Below are 16,835 nucleotides of genomic sequence, written 5' to 3'. Positions count from 1 at the left end.
AGCGGAGTGTATGGATCGATTTACGTCGAATCAATCTCGATTGCATAATCGATGTATTACCGATTCGACGGGTGTCCGAAGCTCCCCTCACCACCATGGATCCATCAGAGAACGGCGCGGCCGGACAGCCCTGGCAGGTCGGCGGTTTCGTCGATTCCAAGGAAGCGTGCCGCCTGCTGCAGGTCAAGGCCGCCACGCTGTACACCTATGTCAGCCGCGGCCTGCTGCATCCGGTCGCGCAGCCCGGCCGCAAGACCCGCCTTTACCTGCGCGACGAGGTCGAGGGGCTGCGCACGCGCAGCCAGGCAAGGATGGGCCACGGCGCGGTGGCGGCGACGGCGCTGCGCTGGGGGCAGCCGGTGATCGATACCGGCATCACCGAAATCACGCCGGCCGGGCCGCGCTACAGGGGGCGCCTGGCGGCCGAGCTGGTCGAATATCCCGGGGCGTTCGAGAACGTGGCCGAGCTGCTTTGGACGGGGGTGCTGCCCGAGGGGGCCAGTATCTGGCCGGCCCAGCCGCTGCCGGATGGAGCCCGCCGCGCGCTGGAGGCATTGGCGCCGCAGGCCGGCGAGACGCCGCGCATGGTCCGGGTGTTCCAGGCGGCGGCGCTGGCCCTGGGTGGCGGCTCGGTGGACGAGGAGGTGCGCGGCGGCGGGGTGGTCCCGGCGGCGCGGCAGCTCGTGCTGGCGTTCGCCGGCTGCTGCGGCCTGCTCTCGGACCCGCGCCGCTGCCGGACGCCGGCCGGGGCCAAGCCGCTGGCCCAGCACCTGGCCGAGGCGATGGGGAAGGAGCCTGCTGCGGATCTGCTGCGGGCGCTGAACGCGATGCTGATCCTGAGCGCGGATCACGAGCTATCGCCGCCTACGTTCAGCGCGCGCATCGCGGCCTCGGTCGGCGCGGAGCTCCACGCCTGCGTGGGGGCGGCGCTGGCGGCCCTGTCCGGCACGGGCCTGGCCGGCGGCTGCGACCGCATCGAGGACACGCTGGCGGGCGTGCGGACGCGCGGCCAGCTCGATGCCTGGGTGGCGCGAGTGGTGCGCGACCGCGCGCGCTCGTCGGCCTTCGGCATCGAATCCTATCCCCAGGGGGATCCGCGCGCGGCACTGCTGATCCGCATGGCGCGCGAACACCCGCGCCCCGGCCGCCGCGCCGCGACGCTGCTGCGCTTCCTGGACGAGGTCCACGCCAGGGTGGGCGTGCCGCCTCGGATCGAGCTCGGCCTGGTGGCGGCCTGCGCGGCCTGGGACTTGCCGCCCGGCGCCGCCAGCGCGCTGTGGGCCATGGGCCGGACCTCGGGCTGGATCGCCCATGTGCTGGAACAGCGCCTCAACGGCTTCTTCCTGCGTCCGCGCGGGCAGTTCCACGCTGGGCCGCAAGGGGGCGCTGTGCTAAAATCCCAGGCAACGTAGACCCTTGCTGCAACACGAACGGACAACGGCATGCGCATCGCTTCCATGCTCGATCGAACTACCTCGGGGAACATCGCCGGCTAGCCGCGTTGGTTTCCTGGATCGCATCGTCCGTTCCGCCGGGCCCCCTGGGCCCGGGATCCTGCAGAAAGCAAGAAACGCGGCCCGGTGCCGCGTTTTTTTTGTTTCAGGTTCGCCCAAGGGTTTTTCTTCATCTCTTACGAGGTCGCTTCAATGATCAAGGTAACGCTGCCCGATGGTTCCCAGCGTGAGTTCCCGGCCCCCGTCACGGTGGCGGACGTCGCCGCGTCCATCGGTGCCGGGCTGGCCAAGGCCGCCCTGGCCGGCCGGATCACCTACGAAGGCAGCGAGCCCACCCTGGTCGACACCAGCCACACGATAGACCGCGATGCCCGCCTGGCCATCGTCACGGGCAAGGACGCCGACGGGCTGGACCTGATCCGCCATTCGACGGCGCACCTGCTGGCCTACGCGGTCAAGTCGCTGTTCCCCGAGGCCCAGGTCACGATCGGCCCGGTCATCGACAACGGCTTCTACTACGATTTCTCGTACTCGCGGCCGTTCACGCCCGAGGACCTGGCCGCCATCGAGAACAAGATGCTGGAGCTGGCCAAGAAGGACGAGGTCGTCACCCGCGAGGAATGGAAACGCGACGACGCGGTGGCGTTCTTCAATTCGATAGGCGAGAAGTACAAGGCCGAGATCATCGCCTCCATCCCGGACAACCAGACGATCTCGCTGTACCGCGAGGGCGATTTCATCGACCTGTGCCGCGGCCCGCACGTGCCGTCCACCGGCAAGCTCAAGGTGTTCAAGCTGATGAAGGTGGCCGGCGCCTATTGGCGCGGCGACAGCAAGAACGAGATGCTCCAGCGCATCTACGGCACGGCCTGGGCGAAGAAGGAAGACCAGGACGCCTACCTGACGATGCTGGAAGAGGCCGAGAAGCGCGACCACCGCAAGCTGGGCCGCGAGCTGGACCTGTTCCACTTCCAGGACGAGGCGCCGGGCCTGGTGTTCTGGCACCCCAAGGGCTGGACGATCTGGCAGCAGGTCGAGCAATACGTGCGCGGCGTCTACCGCGACAGCGGCTACCAGGAGGTCAAGGCGCCGCAGATCCTGGACCGTTCGCTGTGGGAAAAGACGGGACACTGGGACAATTATCGCGACAACATGTTCACGACGGAGTCCGAGAACCGCTACTACGCGCTCAAGCCCATGAACTGCCCGGGCCACGTGCAGATCTTCCGCGCCAACCTGCATTCCTATCGCGACCTGCCGCTGCGCTACGGCGAATTCGGCCAGTGCCACCGCAACGAACCTTCGGGAGCGCTGCACGGGATGATGCGCGTGCGCGGCTTCACGCAGGATGACGGCCACATCTTCTGTACCGAGGACCAGATCCTGGACGAGTGCGTGGCCTTCACGGCGCAGCTGCAGCGCGTCTACCGCGACTTCGGCTTCACCGACATCCTGTACAAGATCGCCACGCGGCCGGAAAGCCGGATCGGGTCGGACGAGGTGTGGGACAAGGCCGAGCAGGCGCTGATCGAAAGCCTGCGCCGCTCCGGCTGCGAGTACGAGATCAGCCCGGGCGACGGCGCCTTCTACGGCCCGAAGATCGAATACACGCTGAAGGACGCCATCGGCCGCCACTGGCAGTGCGGCACGATCCAGGTGGACTTCTCCATGCCCGGCCGCCTGGGCGCCGAGTACGTGGACCAGCACGACCAGCGCGTGACGCCCGTCATGCTGCACCGGGCCATCCTGGGCTCGATGGAGCGCTTCATCGGCATGCTGATCGAGAATTTCGGCGGCGCCATGCCGCCCTGGCTGGCGCCGGTCCAGGCCGTCGTCTGCAATATTTCGGAATCCACGGCCGAATACGCCCAAAGTGTCGCGCAAACCCTGAAAAAACAAGGGTTTAGAGTGGAATCGGATTTGCGTGGTGAAAAGATCACCTATAAAATCCGTGAGCACAGCTTGCAAAAAATTCCCTATATCCTCGTGGTGGGGGAAAAAGAACGGCAAGCTGCATCGGTGGCCGTACGCGCCCGCGGCGGCATCGACCTGGGGGTTCTCCCGATCGATGTGTTCTCGTCGCGGCTCGCTGCCGACGTGGCCGAGCGCCGCAACCCGGAAGCCCCGGCCAATCCGTCCTGATCGCGTGGTTGGCCGTTCCGGGGGCCGGGCACGGCTCGTGCTGGCGGCGGGGCAACCCGCCGCACGCGGCCGTTTCAATCAAATTCAGGAGTTTTAGACATCGCTACCGACAAGCCGAATCGCATCAATGGTGAAATTACCGCACCTGAGGTGCGCCTGATTGGGGTCGACGGCGAACAGCTTGGCATCGTCAAGCTGGCCGAAGCAGTTAGGCTTTCCGAACAGAATGATGTTGACCTGGTAGAAATTGCCCCGAACGCGCAGCCCCCGGTCTGCCGCCTGATGGACTACGGCAAGTTCAAGTACCAGGAGCAAAAGCGGCAGCACGAAGCCAAGCTCAAGCAGAAGATCATCCAGGTCAAGGAAGTCAAGTTCCGTCCCGGCACCGACGAAGGCGATTACCAGGTCAAGCTGCGTAATCTGCGCCGGTTCCTGGAAGAGGGCGACAAGGCCAAGGTCACGCTGCGCTTCCGTGGCCGCGAGATGGCTCACCAGGAATTGGGGATGCGCGTGCTGGAGCGCGTGCGCGACGACCTGGTGGAGATCAGCGCCGTCGAGGCGATGCCCAAGCTGGAAGGCCGCCAGATGGTGATGGTGCTGGCCCCCAAGAAAAAGGCCCTGCCGGCGGGCAAGGGCGCAGCCGGCGAATAACGCGGTATAATCATTGGTTTTCCGGGATGGCCGTACCCTTCGTGGAGGCATCCCGGCGAATCCCGGTGCGAAATTCCTGGCACCGGGCAATCCGGCCTCCTAGCGACGCCTTCAAATCCGCCAGGCGGGGTAGAACCCGCGCCGGCGGTGCGCCGCAGGGACCCGGAGCAGGTAAAACAAGTGAATGCGGGTCGTCAAGTCCGGCAGGATATCGCCGGCACCCGTGAGCATGTAAACGTACAGGAAGCAGTCATGCCTAAGATGAAGACCAAGAAAAGCGCCGCCAAGCGCTTTAAGGTCCGCGGTAGCGGTTCCATCAAGCGGGGCCAGGCGTTCAAGCGCCACATCCTCACGAAGAAAACCACCAAGAACAAGCGTCAGTTGCGCGGTTCCACCGCGGTCCACGAGGCCGATGTGAAATCCGTGCGGGCAATGATGCCGTTTGCCTGATCCCAACCCGCTGATATTGGAGTTTTCAAATGCCTAGAGTCAAACGTGGGGTAACCGCCCGGGCCCGTCACAAGAAAGTCATCAGCGCCGCCAAGGGATACCGTGGCCGCCGCGGCAACGTCTTCCGCGTCGCCAAGCAGGCGGTCATGCGCGCCGGCCAGTACGCCTATCGCGACCGCCGCGCCAAGAAGCGCACCTTCCGCGCGCTGTGGATCACGCGTATCAATGCCGCCGTGCGCGAGCATGGCGTGTCGTACAGCGTGTTCATCGCCGGCCTGAAGAAGGCCGCGATCGACCTCGACCGCAAGGTGCTGGCCGACCTGGCTGTGCGCGACAAGGCTGGCTTTGCCGCGATCGTGCAGCAAGTCAAGAACGCCCTGGCCGCCTGAGCTCGCTAGCGACGTACGCGGGGCGTGGCCGGAACGCCGGCCATGTCCGGGCGCGCGTCGCGAGCCACGAGTGCAACACCCGAACGGGGCTTCTCTTGAAGCCCCGTTCGTGTTTGTGGCGACCCATTTTTTCCCTTATTGATACGAATCCGCCATGTCCCAGAATCTGGACGATCTGATACGCCAAGCCGGGGAGGCCTTCGCGGCCGCGTCCGACCCCAACGCGCTGGAGAACGAAAAGGCCCGGTTCCTGGGTAAGCAGGGCGCCTTGACGGCGCTGCTCAAGGGATTGGCCAGCCTGACGCCGGAACAGAAGCGCACCGAGGGGGCGCGCATCAACGAAGCCAAGGGCCGGATCGAGGGGCTGCTGAACGAGCGCCGGCAGGCCTTGGCCGATGCCAGGCTGAATGCGCGCCTGGCGGAGGAAACCATCGATGTCACGCTGCCCGGCCGCGGCCGGGGCCGGGGCGGCATCCACCCGGTGATCCGCACCTGGGAACGGATCGAGCAGATCTTCCGCTCCATCGGCTTCGACGTGGCCGACGGCCCGGAAATCGAGAACGATTGGACCAACTTCACGGCGCTGAACAATCCCGAGAACCACCCGGCCCGGTCGATGCAGGATACGTTCTACGTCGACATGAAGGACGACAAGGGCCTGCCGCTGCTGCTGCGCACGCACACCAGCCCGATGCAGGTGCGCTACGCGCGCGCCCACCAGCCGCCCATCAAGGTGATCGCCCCCGGGCGGACCTACCGCGTGGACAGCGACGCCACGCATTCGCCCATGTTCCACCAGGTGGAGGGCCTGTGGATAGACGAGAACATCTCGTTCGCCGACCTGAAGGGCGTCTACACCGATTTCCTGCGCGCCTTCTTCGAGACCGATGACCTGGTGCTGCGCTTCCGCCCGTCGTTCTTCCCGTTCACGGAACCGTCGGCCGAGATCGACATGATGTTCACTTCCGGCCCCAACAAGGGCCGCTGGCTGGAGATCTCCGGATCGGGCCAGGTGCATCCTGCCGTGGTGCGCAACTTCGGCCTGGATCCGGAACGCTACATCGGCTTTGCCTTCGGCTCCGGGCTGGAACGGCTGACGATGCTGCGCTACGGCGTGAACGACCTGCGCCAGTTCTTCGAAGGCGACCTGCGTTTCCTCAGACAATTCAATTAAGGGAGGTGCCCCCCTGCGCGCTGGCGCGCGCCCCTGGGAGGCGCGCGAAGCGCGCAGGGGGGAACTTACAGACATGCAATTTCCCGAATCCTGGTTGCGGGCCCTGACGAATCCCGCCATTTCGACCGACGAGCTGGCTCATCAATTGACCATGGCCGGTCTCGAGGTCGAGGAAGCCGAGCCGGTGGCGCCCGCCTTCAGCGGCGTGGTGGTGGCGCAGGTGCTGGCGCTCGAGCCGCATCCGAACGCCGACAAGCTGCGCGTGTGCAAGGTCGACGCGGGGCAGGGCGAGCCCTTGCAGATCGTGTGCGGCGCACCCAATGTGGCGGTCGGCATGAAGGTGCCGCTGGCCACCGTGGGCGCCCGTCTGCCCGGCGACATCAAGATAGGCGTGGCCAAGATGCGTGGCGTGGAGTCCTCGGGCATGCTGTGCTCGGCGCGCGAACTGGGCCTGTCGCAGGACCACGCGGGCCTGCTGGACCTGGGCGCGGATGCCACGGTCGGCATGTCCGTGCGCGAATGGCTGCAATTGGACGACACGGTCTTCACGCTCAAGCTCACTCCCAACAAGGCCGATTGCCTGTCGGTGCTGGGCGTGGCGCGCGAGGTCTCGGCCCTGACCGGCGCGCCGCTGGCCGCGCCGAAGCTGGATCCGGTGGCGGTCGCCATCGACGACCGCGTGCCGGTGACCGTGCATGCCCCGGATCTGTGCGGGCGCTACGTAGGGCGGGTCATCCGCGGCGTGGATGCGTCCGTTCCCACGCCGGAGTGGATCAAGCGGCGCCTCGAGCGCGCCGGCCAGCGCTCGATTTCCGCGCTGGTCGACATTTCCAACTATGTCATGCTGGAACTGGGCCGTCCCAGCCACGTGTTCGACCTGGCCAAGGTGCGCGGCGGCCTGCACGTGCGGTGGGGGCAGCCGGGCGAGCAGGTGCTGCTGCTGAATGGCCAGACCGTCGAGGTGGACGGGCAGGTCGGCGTGATCGCCGACGACAACGGCCCCGAGTGCCTGGCCGGGATCATGGGCGGCGAGGCCACCTCGGTGTCCACCCAGACCCGCGACATCTATCTCGAGGCCGCCTTCTGGTGGCCCGCCAGCATCGCCGGCCGCGCGCGCCGCTACAACTTCAGCACCGACGCCAGCCATCGCTTCGAGCGCGGCGTGGACTACGCCAACATTCCCGCCGACCTGGAATACCTGACCAGCCTGATCGTGCAGGTGTGCGGCGGCCAGGCCGGCCCGGTCGACGACCAGGTGGTCAACCTGCCCGAGCGCAAGCCCGTGCGCCTGCGCGTGGCGCGTTGCCACAAGGTCCTGGGCGTGGACGTGCCGGAAGACGAGATCGCCGGCATCTTCACCCGCCTGGGGCTGCCCTTCGTGCGCGAGCCCGGCGCCTTCGTCGTGACGCCGCCGTCGTTCCGCTTCGACATCGAGATCGAGGAAGACCTGATCGAGGAAGTCGCGCGCGTCCACGGCTTCGAGCGCATTCCCGACCTGCCGCCGCTGGCGCGGGCCGCGGTACGCGCCGTGCCGGAAGAGCGCCACACCTTCCACGCGCTGCGCCACACGATGGCCGACCTGGACTACCAGGAGGTGATCAACTTCAGCTTCGTGGAGGCCGATTGGGAGCGCGACTACGCGGGCAACACGGACCCCGTCCGCCTGCTCAATCCGATCGCGAGCCAGTTGTCGGTCATGCGCAGCAGCCTGATCGGCGGCCTGGTGGCCAACGCCCAATACAACGTGAACCGCAAGACCAGCCGTGTGCGGGTGTTCGAACTGGGCCGGGTCTTCTGGCGCGACGCGGCCGTGGCCGACGGTCCGCTGGCGGTGGCTGGCGTGAACCAGCCCATGCGCCTTGCCGGCCTGGCCTACGGGCCGGCGGTGGAAGAGCAGTGGGGGACGCAGACCAGGCAGGTCGATTTCTACGACGTGAAGGCCGACGTGGAGGCCCTGCTGGCCGGCGGTTCCACCCAGGCGCCGCGCTTCGTGCCCGATGCGCATCCGGCCCTGCATCCCGGCCGCAGCGCCCGTATCGTCATCGACGGCGAGACGGTGGGCTGGATAGGCGAGCTGCACCCGCGCTGGCTGCAACGCGCGGAACTGCCGCACGCCCCGGTGGTGTTCGAACTGGACGCCGACCGCATCGCCGTCCGTCCGCTGCCGTCGCTGCGAGAGATCTCGCGCCAGCCGGTGGTGACCCGCGATCTGGCGCTGTGGGTGGCCGAGGCGGTGACGGCACAGCAGATGCTGGATACGGTGCGCCATCTGGTGGCCAGGGAGCCCGAACTGGCGGTCGTCCAGGATGCACGGATTTTCGACGTTTGGCGGGATAAGTCCTTGTTAGAAAAGGAAAAAAGCCTTGCCTTCCGGTTCTGGCTACAGGATACTTCGGTAACCCTGGACGACGCCCGAGTCGAGGCGTGCCTGGCCCGTATCCGCGCCGCGCTCGAGTCCGAGCACGGTGCGCGGCTGAGGGTTTGATACCGCTTCCCATCCGTGTCTATGCATTCTCTCGTTTCCGATAGCTACGCTTCCCCGGACTCCCTCGACGCCGATCCCGAGTCCGACCTGCCGCAGGGCGGGCTCGATACGCGTACCCTGACCAAGGCCGAACTGGCCGACCTGCTGTTCGAGCGGGTCGGCCTGAACAAGCGTGAAGCCAAGGACATGGTCGAGACCTTCTTCGAGGAAATCCGCGACGCGCTCGAACGCGGCGACATGGTCAAGCTATCGGGTTTCGGCAACTTCCAGGTGCGCAACAAGCCGCAGCGGCCCGGACGCAATCCCAAGACGGGCGAGGAAATCCCCATCGCCGCCCGTCGCGTCGTCACCTTCCATGCGAGCCAGAAGCTCAAGAGCATGGTCGAACAGGTCGCGCTGCGCGAACAGAATCCGTCCTGAGAGGTCCTATGGCGCGCATCGAGCCACCCGTCGTTCTTCCGCCCATTCCCGCCAAGCGCTATTTCACGATAGGCGAGGTCAGCGAACTCTGTGGCGTCAAGCCTCACGTGCTGCGCTACTGGGAACAGGAATTCACCCAGCTCAAGCCCATCAAGCGACGGGGCAACCGCCGTTACTACCAGCACCACGAAGTGCTGCTGATCCGCCGCATCCGCGAACTGTTGTACGAGCAGGGCTTCACCATCAGCGGCGCCCGCAACCGCCTGGACGAGTCGCGCGGACACGTGGACGAGGCGCCCCAGGTGGCGCTGGTGTCCATCGAGGAGCCCGAGCTGCAGGCCATCCGGGCCGAGCTGGCCGACATCGCCAGCCTGTTGCAGTCCGCCCGCGAGACCAGCCTGGCGCGATAACGCGTTTCAGTCCATGTGGCCGTAGGTCAGCTTGCGCACCAGGTCGATGAGCTGGCTCTGGCGCGAGGTCTGGGTCCGGCGGAACAGCGACTTGAGCTGGGTCCTGGTCGTCTCCTGGGAGACGCCCAACTGCTGCGCGCACTCCTTGACGTGGTGTCCCTGCATCAACAACAGCAACAGCCGGTATTCCGCGGGCGGGATGCCGAACAGCGCATGCAGCAGGCGATGCGCGCTGATGGGGGTGGCATCGTGGGTATGGACCTTTACCAGTGCCAGGGGCTCGTACGTGGACAGCGGGAACGACATCGGTTCTGGCAGCGGCATGGCCACTACCGCGTAGCGGATCGGTGGCGTGCCGAACTCGACATGGGCGCCGGTGGCCAGCCGGGTCCGCCGGGTACAGGCAGCCACGAGCGCCTCGGCAAGCCGGGAACCCGCCCCGGCCCGCGATGGCTTCAGGCCCGAGGCGCCGAAAGGATTGCCGGGCAGGGAAAGCCAGGTCGCGCCGGCCCGGTTGGAAAGATACACGCGGCCCTGCGCGTCGGTGGCCAGCAGCGGGAAGCTGAAATCGTCGAGCAGTTGCTGCGCCAGCTCGGCCCGTTGCTGCAAGTTCAGGAATTCATGGCGCAACGTCGCGGCCTGTTGCAGGTGTGGAGCGAGCAGGCGCAGCAGCGGGGATTTGGACGGCTCATCGGTGTCGGGCTGCGACAAAGGGAATTGCAGTGAAAGGCAGCATTCGGCCACGCCGTTCTTCAGGATGGGAAGGGCATGCACGGAGCGCAGCCCATACGGCCGCATGAATTCCTGATAGAAGGGATCACGGTCGAGGGCGTGGCGGGTGAACCACTGCCAGTCGATGTACCAGTTGCCCAGTTGCAGCCGATGGCGCACGTTTTCCGCCGGGTCGTAGCGGCTGTAGCGATTGGTGTACTCGTCGAACGCCCGCTCGTCCCCGCCGCTGTGGTCGCCGACCGCGGCGGCCGGGGCGCGCCGGTCCAGGATGACCGTGCAGGCCGATTCGGCTCCCGTCAGGTCCCGGATACGCTTGAGCGCCGCATGCCATCCCTCTTGCCCAAGGACGCCGCCGTACAGGTCGTGGGCAATGCTAAGGGCCAGTTTTTCCATTCTCGTTCTTGCGACCGCTCCATCGTCCGCAAAGAATATTACGGCGGCGAACGGCGAGGCAAACAATGGCGCGGTCCGGCTTGGGCCGGTGTGTCTCCGGCGCGTCAGGCCTCCCACGCCGGACGCGGATCGGTCCGTATCGGGTAGCGTGCGATGGCCTGCGCGCACCGTTCGCGAGGGCATGAGCCGGCGTCGGCCAGCGCATGCAGCGCGGCCAGGACGATGTGGAAACGATCGACCTCGAAGAACTGGCGCAGGGCGCCGCGGGTATCGCTGCGGCCGAAGCCGTCCGTTCCGAGCACCGTCATGCGCGCGGGGCAATGGGGCGCGATCAGCGACGGCCAGGCGCGCACGTAGTCGCTCGCTGCCACCACGGGGGCGCTCCCCGCCAGGCAGTGTTCGACGTGGCTGCGGCGCGCGGGCTGCTCGGGATGCAGGCGGTTCCAGCGCTCGGCCGCGCGCGCGTCCCGTGCCAGTTCCGCGTAGCTGGTCGCGCTCCAGGTCTCGCTGGCGATGCCCCAGTCGCCGGCCAACAGCTCGCCGGCGGCGATGGCTTCGCGCAGGATGGCGCCCGACCCCAAGAGACGCACGGCGGGCTCGCCCCGGCCGTGCACGCCGTACCGATAAAGCCCCTTGATCACGCCCTCGCGGGCCTCGGCCGGCAGGCTGGGCTGGGGAGCGTTCTCGTTGCCCAGCGTCAGGTAGTAGAAGACGTCTTCCTGTGTTTCGAGCATGGCCCGCATGCCGTGGTCGATGATGACAGCGACTTCGGCGGCGGACGCGGGATCGTAGGCGCGGCAGTTGGGGACGGCGGCCGCCGCGACCAGGCTGGAGCCGTCCTGGTGCTGCAGCCCTTCGCCGCCCAGCGTGGTGCGGCCGGCCGTGGCGCCCAGCAGGAAGCCGCGGGCACGCTGGTCGGCGGCGGCCCAGATCAGGTCGCCCACGCGCTGGAAGCCGAACATCGAGTAGTAGATGTAGAAGGGCAGCATCGCCGTGCCGTGCACGGCATAGCTGGTGGCGGCCGCCGTCCAGGAACTGATCGCGCCGGCCTCGCTGATGCCTTCCTCCAGGATCTGGCCGTCCAGCGCCTCGCGATAGCTCAGTACCGAACCGATGTCCTCGGGTTCGTAGCGCTGGCCGACGCTGGAGTAGATGCCGATCTGCCGGAACAGCGCCGCCATGCCGAAGGTGCGCGCTTCGTCGGCGACGATGGGCACGACGCGCGGGCCCAGCCGGCTGTCCTTGAGCAGGCTGGACAACAGGCGCACGAATGCCATTGTGGTGGACATTTCCTTGCCGTCCGCCTGAAGGGCAAAACCGGCGTAGCGTTCCAGCGGGGGCACCGGCACCGGATCGGCCTGCGGCGATCGGGCCGGCACGGGGCCGCCGAGTTCGCCGCGCCGGGCATGCAGATAGCGGATCTCGGCGCTGTCTTCGCCGGGGTGCAGGAAGTCCAGCGATGCGGCCTGATCGTCGCTCAGTGGCAGCGAGAATCGGTCGCGGAAGGCGATCAGGGCGTCGCGGTCCAGCTTTTTTTGCTGGTGAGTGGTCATCTTGCCCTGGCCTGCCTCGCCCATGCCGTAGCCTTTCTTGGTCTGCGCCAGGATGACGGTGGGGCGCCCCGTGCTGCGCGCGGCCGCGTGATAGGCGGCATGGATCTTCACCAGATCGTGGCCACCGCGCCGCAGGCGGTCGATCTCCTCGTCCGTCAGGCCCTGCGCCAGCCGGGCCAGTTGCGGGTCCTGGCCGAAGAAATGGTCGCGGTTGAAGCGGCCGTCCTTGGCGGCGAAAGTCTGCAATTGCCCGTCCACCGTCTGCGAGAAGACCCGCCGCAGGGCGCCGCCGGTGTCGCGCGCGAACAGGCCATCCCAGTCCGACCCCCATAGCAGCTTGATCACGTTCCAGCCGGCGCCCGCGAACAGGGATTCCAGCTCGTCGACGATGCGGCCGTTGCCGCGCACCGGACCGTCCAGCCGCTGGAGATTGCAGTTCACCACCCAGACGAGATTGTCGAGCCCCTCGCGCGCCGCCAGCGTCAGCGCCGACATGCTCTCGGGCTCGTCCATCTCGCCGTCGCCGAAGATGCCCCAGACCTTCCGGCCGGCGGTGTCCAGCAGGCCGCGGTGAGCAAGGTAGCGCATGAAACGCGCCTGGTAGATGGCGTTGATGGGGCCGATGCCCATGGAGCCGGTGGGAAACTGCCAGAAATCGGGCATGAGCCAGGGGTGCGGGTAGCTGGACAGGCCGAGCGCCCCGTGCGCCCGCGCGGTGATCTCCTGCCGGTAGTGCGCCAGGTCGGCTTCCTGCAGCCGGCCTTCCAGGAAGGCCCGGGCATAGATGCCCGGCGCCGAATGGGGCTGGCAGAACACCAGGTCCGCCTGGCCGGCCGGGCCGCCGCGGAAGAAGTGGTTGAAGCCGACCTCGAACAGATCGGCGGCACTGGCATAGCTGGCGATATGCCCGCCCAGTTCGCCATGGGCGAGGTTGGCGCGGACCACCATGGCCAGCGCGTTCCAGCGCATCAGCGCGGCCAGCCGCTCTTCGGTGGCGAGATCGCCGGGGAAGGGGGGCTGTGCCTCGACGGGGATGGTGTTGACGTAAGGGGTATGGCGCGGCGGTCGCCACCCGACCGCCGAATCGCCAGCCGCCTGCGCCAGCATGTCGAGGATCTGCCGTACGCGTTCAGGTCCGTTCGTCTCCAGCAGCGACAGCAGGGCGTCCCGCCATTCGGCGGTCTCCATGGGGTCGGGGTCGGCTCGCGGGCCGTCCAGCCGCGCCAGGTGCCGGGATTCGTCGTACATGCCTGCCTCTCCTCGTCTTTTCATGAAAAATTCTACGCTTGAAGGTCCGGAATTTTTCCCCGAAAATTCTTTGAATAAGCGGGATAAGCGGCAGAAAATTCTTTCAAGGGGAAGAAATCAAGCATGATTGATCTCGATGACATCGACCGGCGCATCCTGGCCGAGCTCCAGGCCGATGCCAGCATCTCCAACGTGGAACTGGCGCGCCGGGTGCATCTGTCGCCATCCCCGTGCCTGACCCGGGTCAAGGCGCTGGAGGCCGCCGGCCTGATCCGCCAGTACGTCGCCTTGCTCGACCCGCAGCAACTGGGGCTGCACCTGAACGTGTTCATCTCGATCAGCCTGAAGCAGCAGAACCGCAAGGCGCTGCAGGTATTCGAGGATGCCATCTGCGCCCGCGAGGAAGTCATGGAGTGCTACCTGATGACGGGGGATGCCGACTACCTGCTGCGGGTGGCCGTGCCGGACATCCAGGCGCTCGAGAGCTTCATCCTGGAGCAGTTGTCGCCCATCGCCCAGGTCGAGAAGATCCGCTCCAGCTTCGCGCTCAAGCAGGTGCGCTACAAGACCGCGTTGCCGCTGCGGGCGGCGGGCGCGCGCTAGCGCCGCCTCCGGGCGCGGATGTCCCTAGTGGGCACTACAACGCCGTGGGCGACGGCCTGGCGGACGTGGCCCTGACAAAAGGAGGGTTATTGGTCGGACGAATCGCCCGGGAATTATTGATTGTTTTTGTAAAAGATAATGCAATGTCGGATGCCATGCAGGATCACGGCAGTTTCACGTTTTCCTGGGCGATTCCGTTCGCATTGACTGGAAACAAATCAGCAAAACAAAAAGCCCGGCAGCTTGTGGCCACCGGGCTTTTTTTCTTCGGTTCCGACAAATACAGGTCAAGAACTTGTATATGGTCGGGGCGGCGGGATTCGAACTCGCGACCCCTTGCACCCCATGCAAGTGCGCTACCAGGCTGCGCTACGCCCCGAAAGAAAAAAAGTATAGCAAATTTTCGAGGGTGTAGGAAAGGTGCGCCGCATTTTATTTTGCATAGGGTTGCGACGATCGAAAGGGATGAAACGTGGCGCGCAGTTTGCGGAACTCTGCCCATTGGTTCACAGCCTTAGGAGTGTATACCCCTAGGAGATGCGTCAAAAAAATATCGTGCGTGCGCAACAGAAAGCGAGTCGTCCGTGTGGATGCGCCGTATGATGTTTGCAAGGAGGTCGCCCAAGGAGCGTTTCGCAATAGATCGGACATGTCGAGGCAGGATCGGGAGTTGCTGGTTTCGATCGGCCCCGGGCATGGCAGGAAGTTCATCCGGCAGGAAAGAACCGGAAGCCGGCTCGACCGGCACTAACAACAACAGAGTCGTGTAGGCAGTTCTCATTCACTCGCTGTTGGAGGTTGTCCGTGCTGAACATCGTCGAAGGGTTCAAGTCTCAATACGCCAAGACGCAGGAAACCGAACTTTCTCTCGAGGAGTACCTGGACCTCGCCCGCCGGGATCCCATGGTCTACGCCAGTGCGGCCGAGCGCATGCTTGCCGCGATAGGCGAGCCCGAGCTGGTCGATACGCGCAACGATCCGCGGTTGTCGCGCCTGTTTTCCAATCGCATGATCCGGCGCTATCCCGCCTTCAAGGAATTCTTCGGGATGGAGGACGTGATCGACCAGATCGTGGCGTTCTTCAAGCACGCGGCCCAGGGGCTGGAAGAACGCAAGCAAATCCTCTATCTGCTGGGACCGGTCGGCGGCGGCAAGTCGTCTATCGCCGAGCGCCTGAAGGCGCTGATGGAAGCGCACCCCATCTACGCGCTCAAGGGCTCGCCCGTCAACGAGTCGCCGCTGGGCCTGTTCCACCCCGACCGCTTCGGCGACCAGCTCGAGAAGGAATACGGCATACCCCGCCGCTACCTGACCGGCATCATGTCGCCTTGGGCCATCAAGCGGCTGCGCGAATTCGACGGCGACATCTCGCAGTTCCGCGTGGTCCGGCTCCAGCCTTCGGTGCTGCGGCAACTCGCCATCGCCAAGACCGAGCCGGGCGACGAGAACAACCAGGACATCTCCTCGCTGGTCGGCAAGGTGGATATCCGCAAGCTGGACCGCTACTCGCAAGACGATCCCGATGCCTACAGCTATTCGGGAGGGCTGTGCCTGGCCAACCAGGGCATGCTCGAATTCGTTGAAATGTTCAAGGCACCCATCAAGATGCTGCATCCCTTGCTGACGGCGACCCAGGAAGGCAACTTCAAGGGCACCGAAGGGTTTTCGGCCATCCCGTTCAACGGGATCATCCTTGCGCATTCCAACGAGTCCGAATGGCAGACCTTCCGCAACAACAAGCACAACGAGGCGTTCCTGGACCGTATCTACATCGTCAAGGTGCCGTACTGCCTGCAGGTGTCGGAAGAGGTCAAGATCTACCGCAAGCTGCTGCAGAACAGTTCGCTGGCCGAGGCGCCATGCGCGCCGGGCACGCTGGACATGATGGCGCAGTTCTCGGTGCTGACCCGGCTGAAGGAACCCGAGAACTCCAGCATCTATTCGAAGCTGCGGGTCTATGACGGCGAGAGCCTGAAGGACGTCGATCCCAAGGCCAAGGTCCTGCAGGAATACAAGGACTACGCCGGCACCGACGAGGGCATGACGGGCGTCTCGACGCGCTTCGCCTACAAGATACTGTCCAGCGTCTTCAACTACGACCAGACCGAGATCGCCGCCAATCCGGTGCACCTGATGTACGTGCTGGAGCAGCGCATCGGCCGCGAGGACTATCCCGACGAGATCCGCCGGCGCTACCTGGAGCACATCAAGGGCTACCTGGCGCCGCGCTACGCGGAATTCATCGGCAAGGAAATCCAGACGGCGTACCTGGAGTCGTATTCGGAGTACGGACAGAACATCTTCGACCGCTACGTCACGTTCGCCGACTGCTGGATCCAGGACGAGGAGTTCCGCGACCCGGAAACGGGCGAGAGCTTCGACCGCGCGGCGCTCAACGCCGAACTCGAGAAGATCGAGAAACCGGCGGGCATCGCGAATCCCAAGGATTTCCGCAACGAGATCGTGAACTTCGTGCTGCGCGCCCGCGCCAACAACGGCGGCCGCAATCCCGCGTGGACCAGCTACGAGAAGCTGCGCGAGGTGATCGAGAAGAAGATGTTCTCCAACACCGAGGATCTGCTCCCGGTCATTTCGTTCAACGCCAAGGCCTCGGTCGAGGACAAGCGCAAGCACGAGAGCTTTGTCGAACGGATGGTCGAGAAAGGCTATACCGAAAAGCAAGTACGCTTGCTGTGCGAGTGGTACTTGCGGGTGAGGAAGTCTTCGTGAG

Annotated in this window: 13 protein-coding genes and 1 tRNA gene; 11 read left to right on the top strand and 3 right to left on the bottom strand. The window is 65.7% G+C overall.

Annotated elements, in window-relative coordinates; translation table 11 throughout:
- Positions 1–95: 95 nt before the first annotated feature.
- From N5K27_RS04955 to N5K27_RS04915, 9 genes are all read left to right on the top strand, one after another.
- Complete coding sequence (locus N5K27_RS04955; RefSeq protein WP_279814990.1) at positions 96–1,412, top strand: citrate synthase; 1,317 nt, start codon at positions 96–98, stop codon at positions 1,410–1,412.
- Between the two features lie 234 nt (positions 1,413–1,646).
- Positions 1,647–3,596, top strand: a complete 1,950-nt coding sequence (thrS, locus tag N5K27_RS04950) for a threonine--tRNA ligase (RefSeq protein ID WP_279814988.1) — start codon at positions 1,647–1,649, stop codon at positions 3,594–3,596.
- Positions 3,597–3,695: 99 nt separating this feature from the next.
- Positions 3,696–4,247, top strand: coding sequence for a translation initiation factor IF-3 (gene infC, locus N5K27_RS04945; protein ID WP_087840246.1), 552 nt, complete (start codon positions 3,696–3,698; stop codon positions 4,245–4,247).
- Between the two features lie 252 nt (positions 4,248–4,499).
- Entirely contained in the window at positions 4,500–4,697 is a 198-nt protein-coding gene (gene rpmI, locus N5K27_RS04940) for a 50S ribosomal protein L35 (protein WP_087840245.1), read from the top strand.
- 29 nt (positions 4,698–4,726) lie between these two features.
- Positions 4,727–5,086: a 50S ribosomal protein L20 gene (gene rplT / locus N5K27_RS04935; protein ID WP_087779861.1), complete on the top strand. Its 360-nt coding sequence runs from the start codon at positions 4,727–4,729 to the stop codon at positions 5,084–5,086.
- A gap of 154 nt (positions 5,087–5,240) precedes the next feature.
- Positions 5,241–6,260, top strand: a complete 1,020-nt coding sequence (gene pheS / locus N5K27_RS04930) for a phenylalanine--tRNA ligase subunit alpha (protein WP_087840244.1) — start codon at positions 5,241–5,243, stop codon at positions 6,258–6,260.
- 73 nt (positions 6,261–6,333) lie between these two features.
- Complete coding sequence (gene pheT / locus N5K27_RS04925) at positions 6,334–8,745, top strand: phenylalanine--tRNA ligase subunit beta (RefSeq protein WP_279814983.1); 2,412 nt, start codon at positions 6,334–6,336, stop codon at positions 8,743–8,745.
- Between the two features lie 15 nt (positions 8,746–8,760).
- The gene (locus tag N5K27_RS04920; protein ID WP_303395837.1) at positions 8,761–9,165 is read left to right on the top strand and encodes an integration host factor subunit alpha; all 405 of its coding nucleotides are present in this window, start codon (positions 8,761–8,763) and stop codon (positions 9,163–9,165) included.
- Between the two features lie 8 nt (positions 9,166–9,173).
- Positions 9,174–9,575: a MerR family transcriptional regulator gene (locus N5K27_RS04915; protein WP_087840242.1), complete on the top strand. Its 402-nt coding sequence runs from the start codon at positions 9,174–9,176 to the stop codon at positions 9,573–9,575.
- 6 nt (positions 9,576–9,581) lie between these two features.
- On the opposite strand, the gene N5K27_RS04910 is transcribed toward N5K27_RS04915, so the two are convergent.
- Positions 9,582–10,700, bottom strand: a complete 1,119-nt coding sequence (locus N5K27_RS04910) for a hypothetical protein (protein ID WP_279814981.1) — start codon at positions 10,698–10,700, stop codon at positions 9,582–9,584.
- A 104-nt stretch (positions 10,701–10,804) separates the two neighbouring features.
- Positions 10,805–13,501 (bottom strand): alpha-ketoglutarate dehydrogenase, encoded by a 2,697-nt coding sequence (mdeB, locus tag N5K27_RS04905; RefSeq protein WP_279814979.1) that lies wholly within the window; start codon positions 13,499–13,501, stop codon positions 10,805–10,807.
- Positions 13,502–13,627: 126 nt separating this feature from the next.
- Here mdeB and N5K27_RS04900 point away from each other — a divergent pair, with 126 nt between their 5' ends.
- Positions 13,628–14,104 carry an Lrp/AsnC family transcriptional regulator gene (locus N5K27_RS04900; RefSeq protein ID WP_087840296.1) on the top strand — a complete coding sequence of 159 codons (477 nt, stop codon included), beginning with the start codon at positions 13,628–13,630 and terminating at the stop codon, positions 14,102–14,104.
- A 302-nt stretch (positions 14,105–14,406) separates the two neighbouring features.
- Here the strand turns inward: N5K27_RS04900 and N5K27_RS04895 are convergent.
- Positions 14,407–14,483: transfer RNA gene (locus N5K27_RS04895), tRNA-Pro, on the bottom strand.
- 428 nt (positions 14,484–14,911) lie between these two features.
- On the opposite strand from N5K27_RS04895, the gene N5K27_RS04890 reads away from it, so the two are divergent.
- Positions 14,912–16,834, top strand: coding sequence for a PrkA family serine protein kinase (locus tag N5K27_RS04890; protein ID WP_279815091.1), 1,923 nt, complete (start codon positions 14,912–14,914; stop codon positions 16,832–16,834).
- Position 16,835 lies beyond the last annotated feature (1 nt).

The organism is Pigmentiphaga sp. GD03639, from assembly GCF_029845405.1.
GTDB classification, from domain to species: Bacteria; Pseudomonadota; Gammaproteobacteria; order Burkholderiales; family Burkholderiaceae_B; genus Pigmentiphaga; species Pigmentiphaga daeguensis.
The sequence above is the reverse complement of the archived record's forward strand: the minus strand, read 5'-3'. Positions and strand labels throughout refer to the sequence as shown.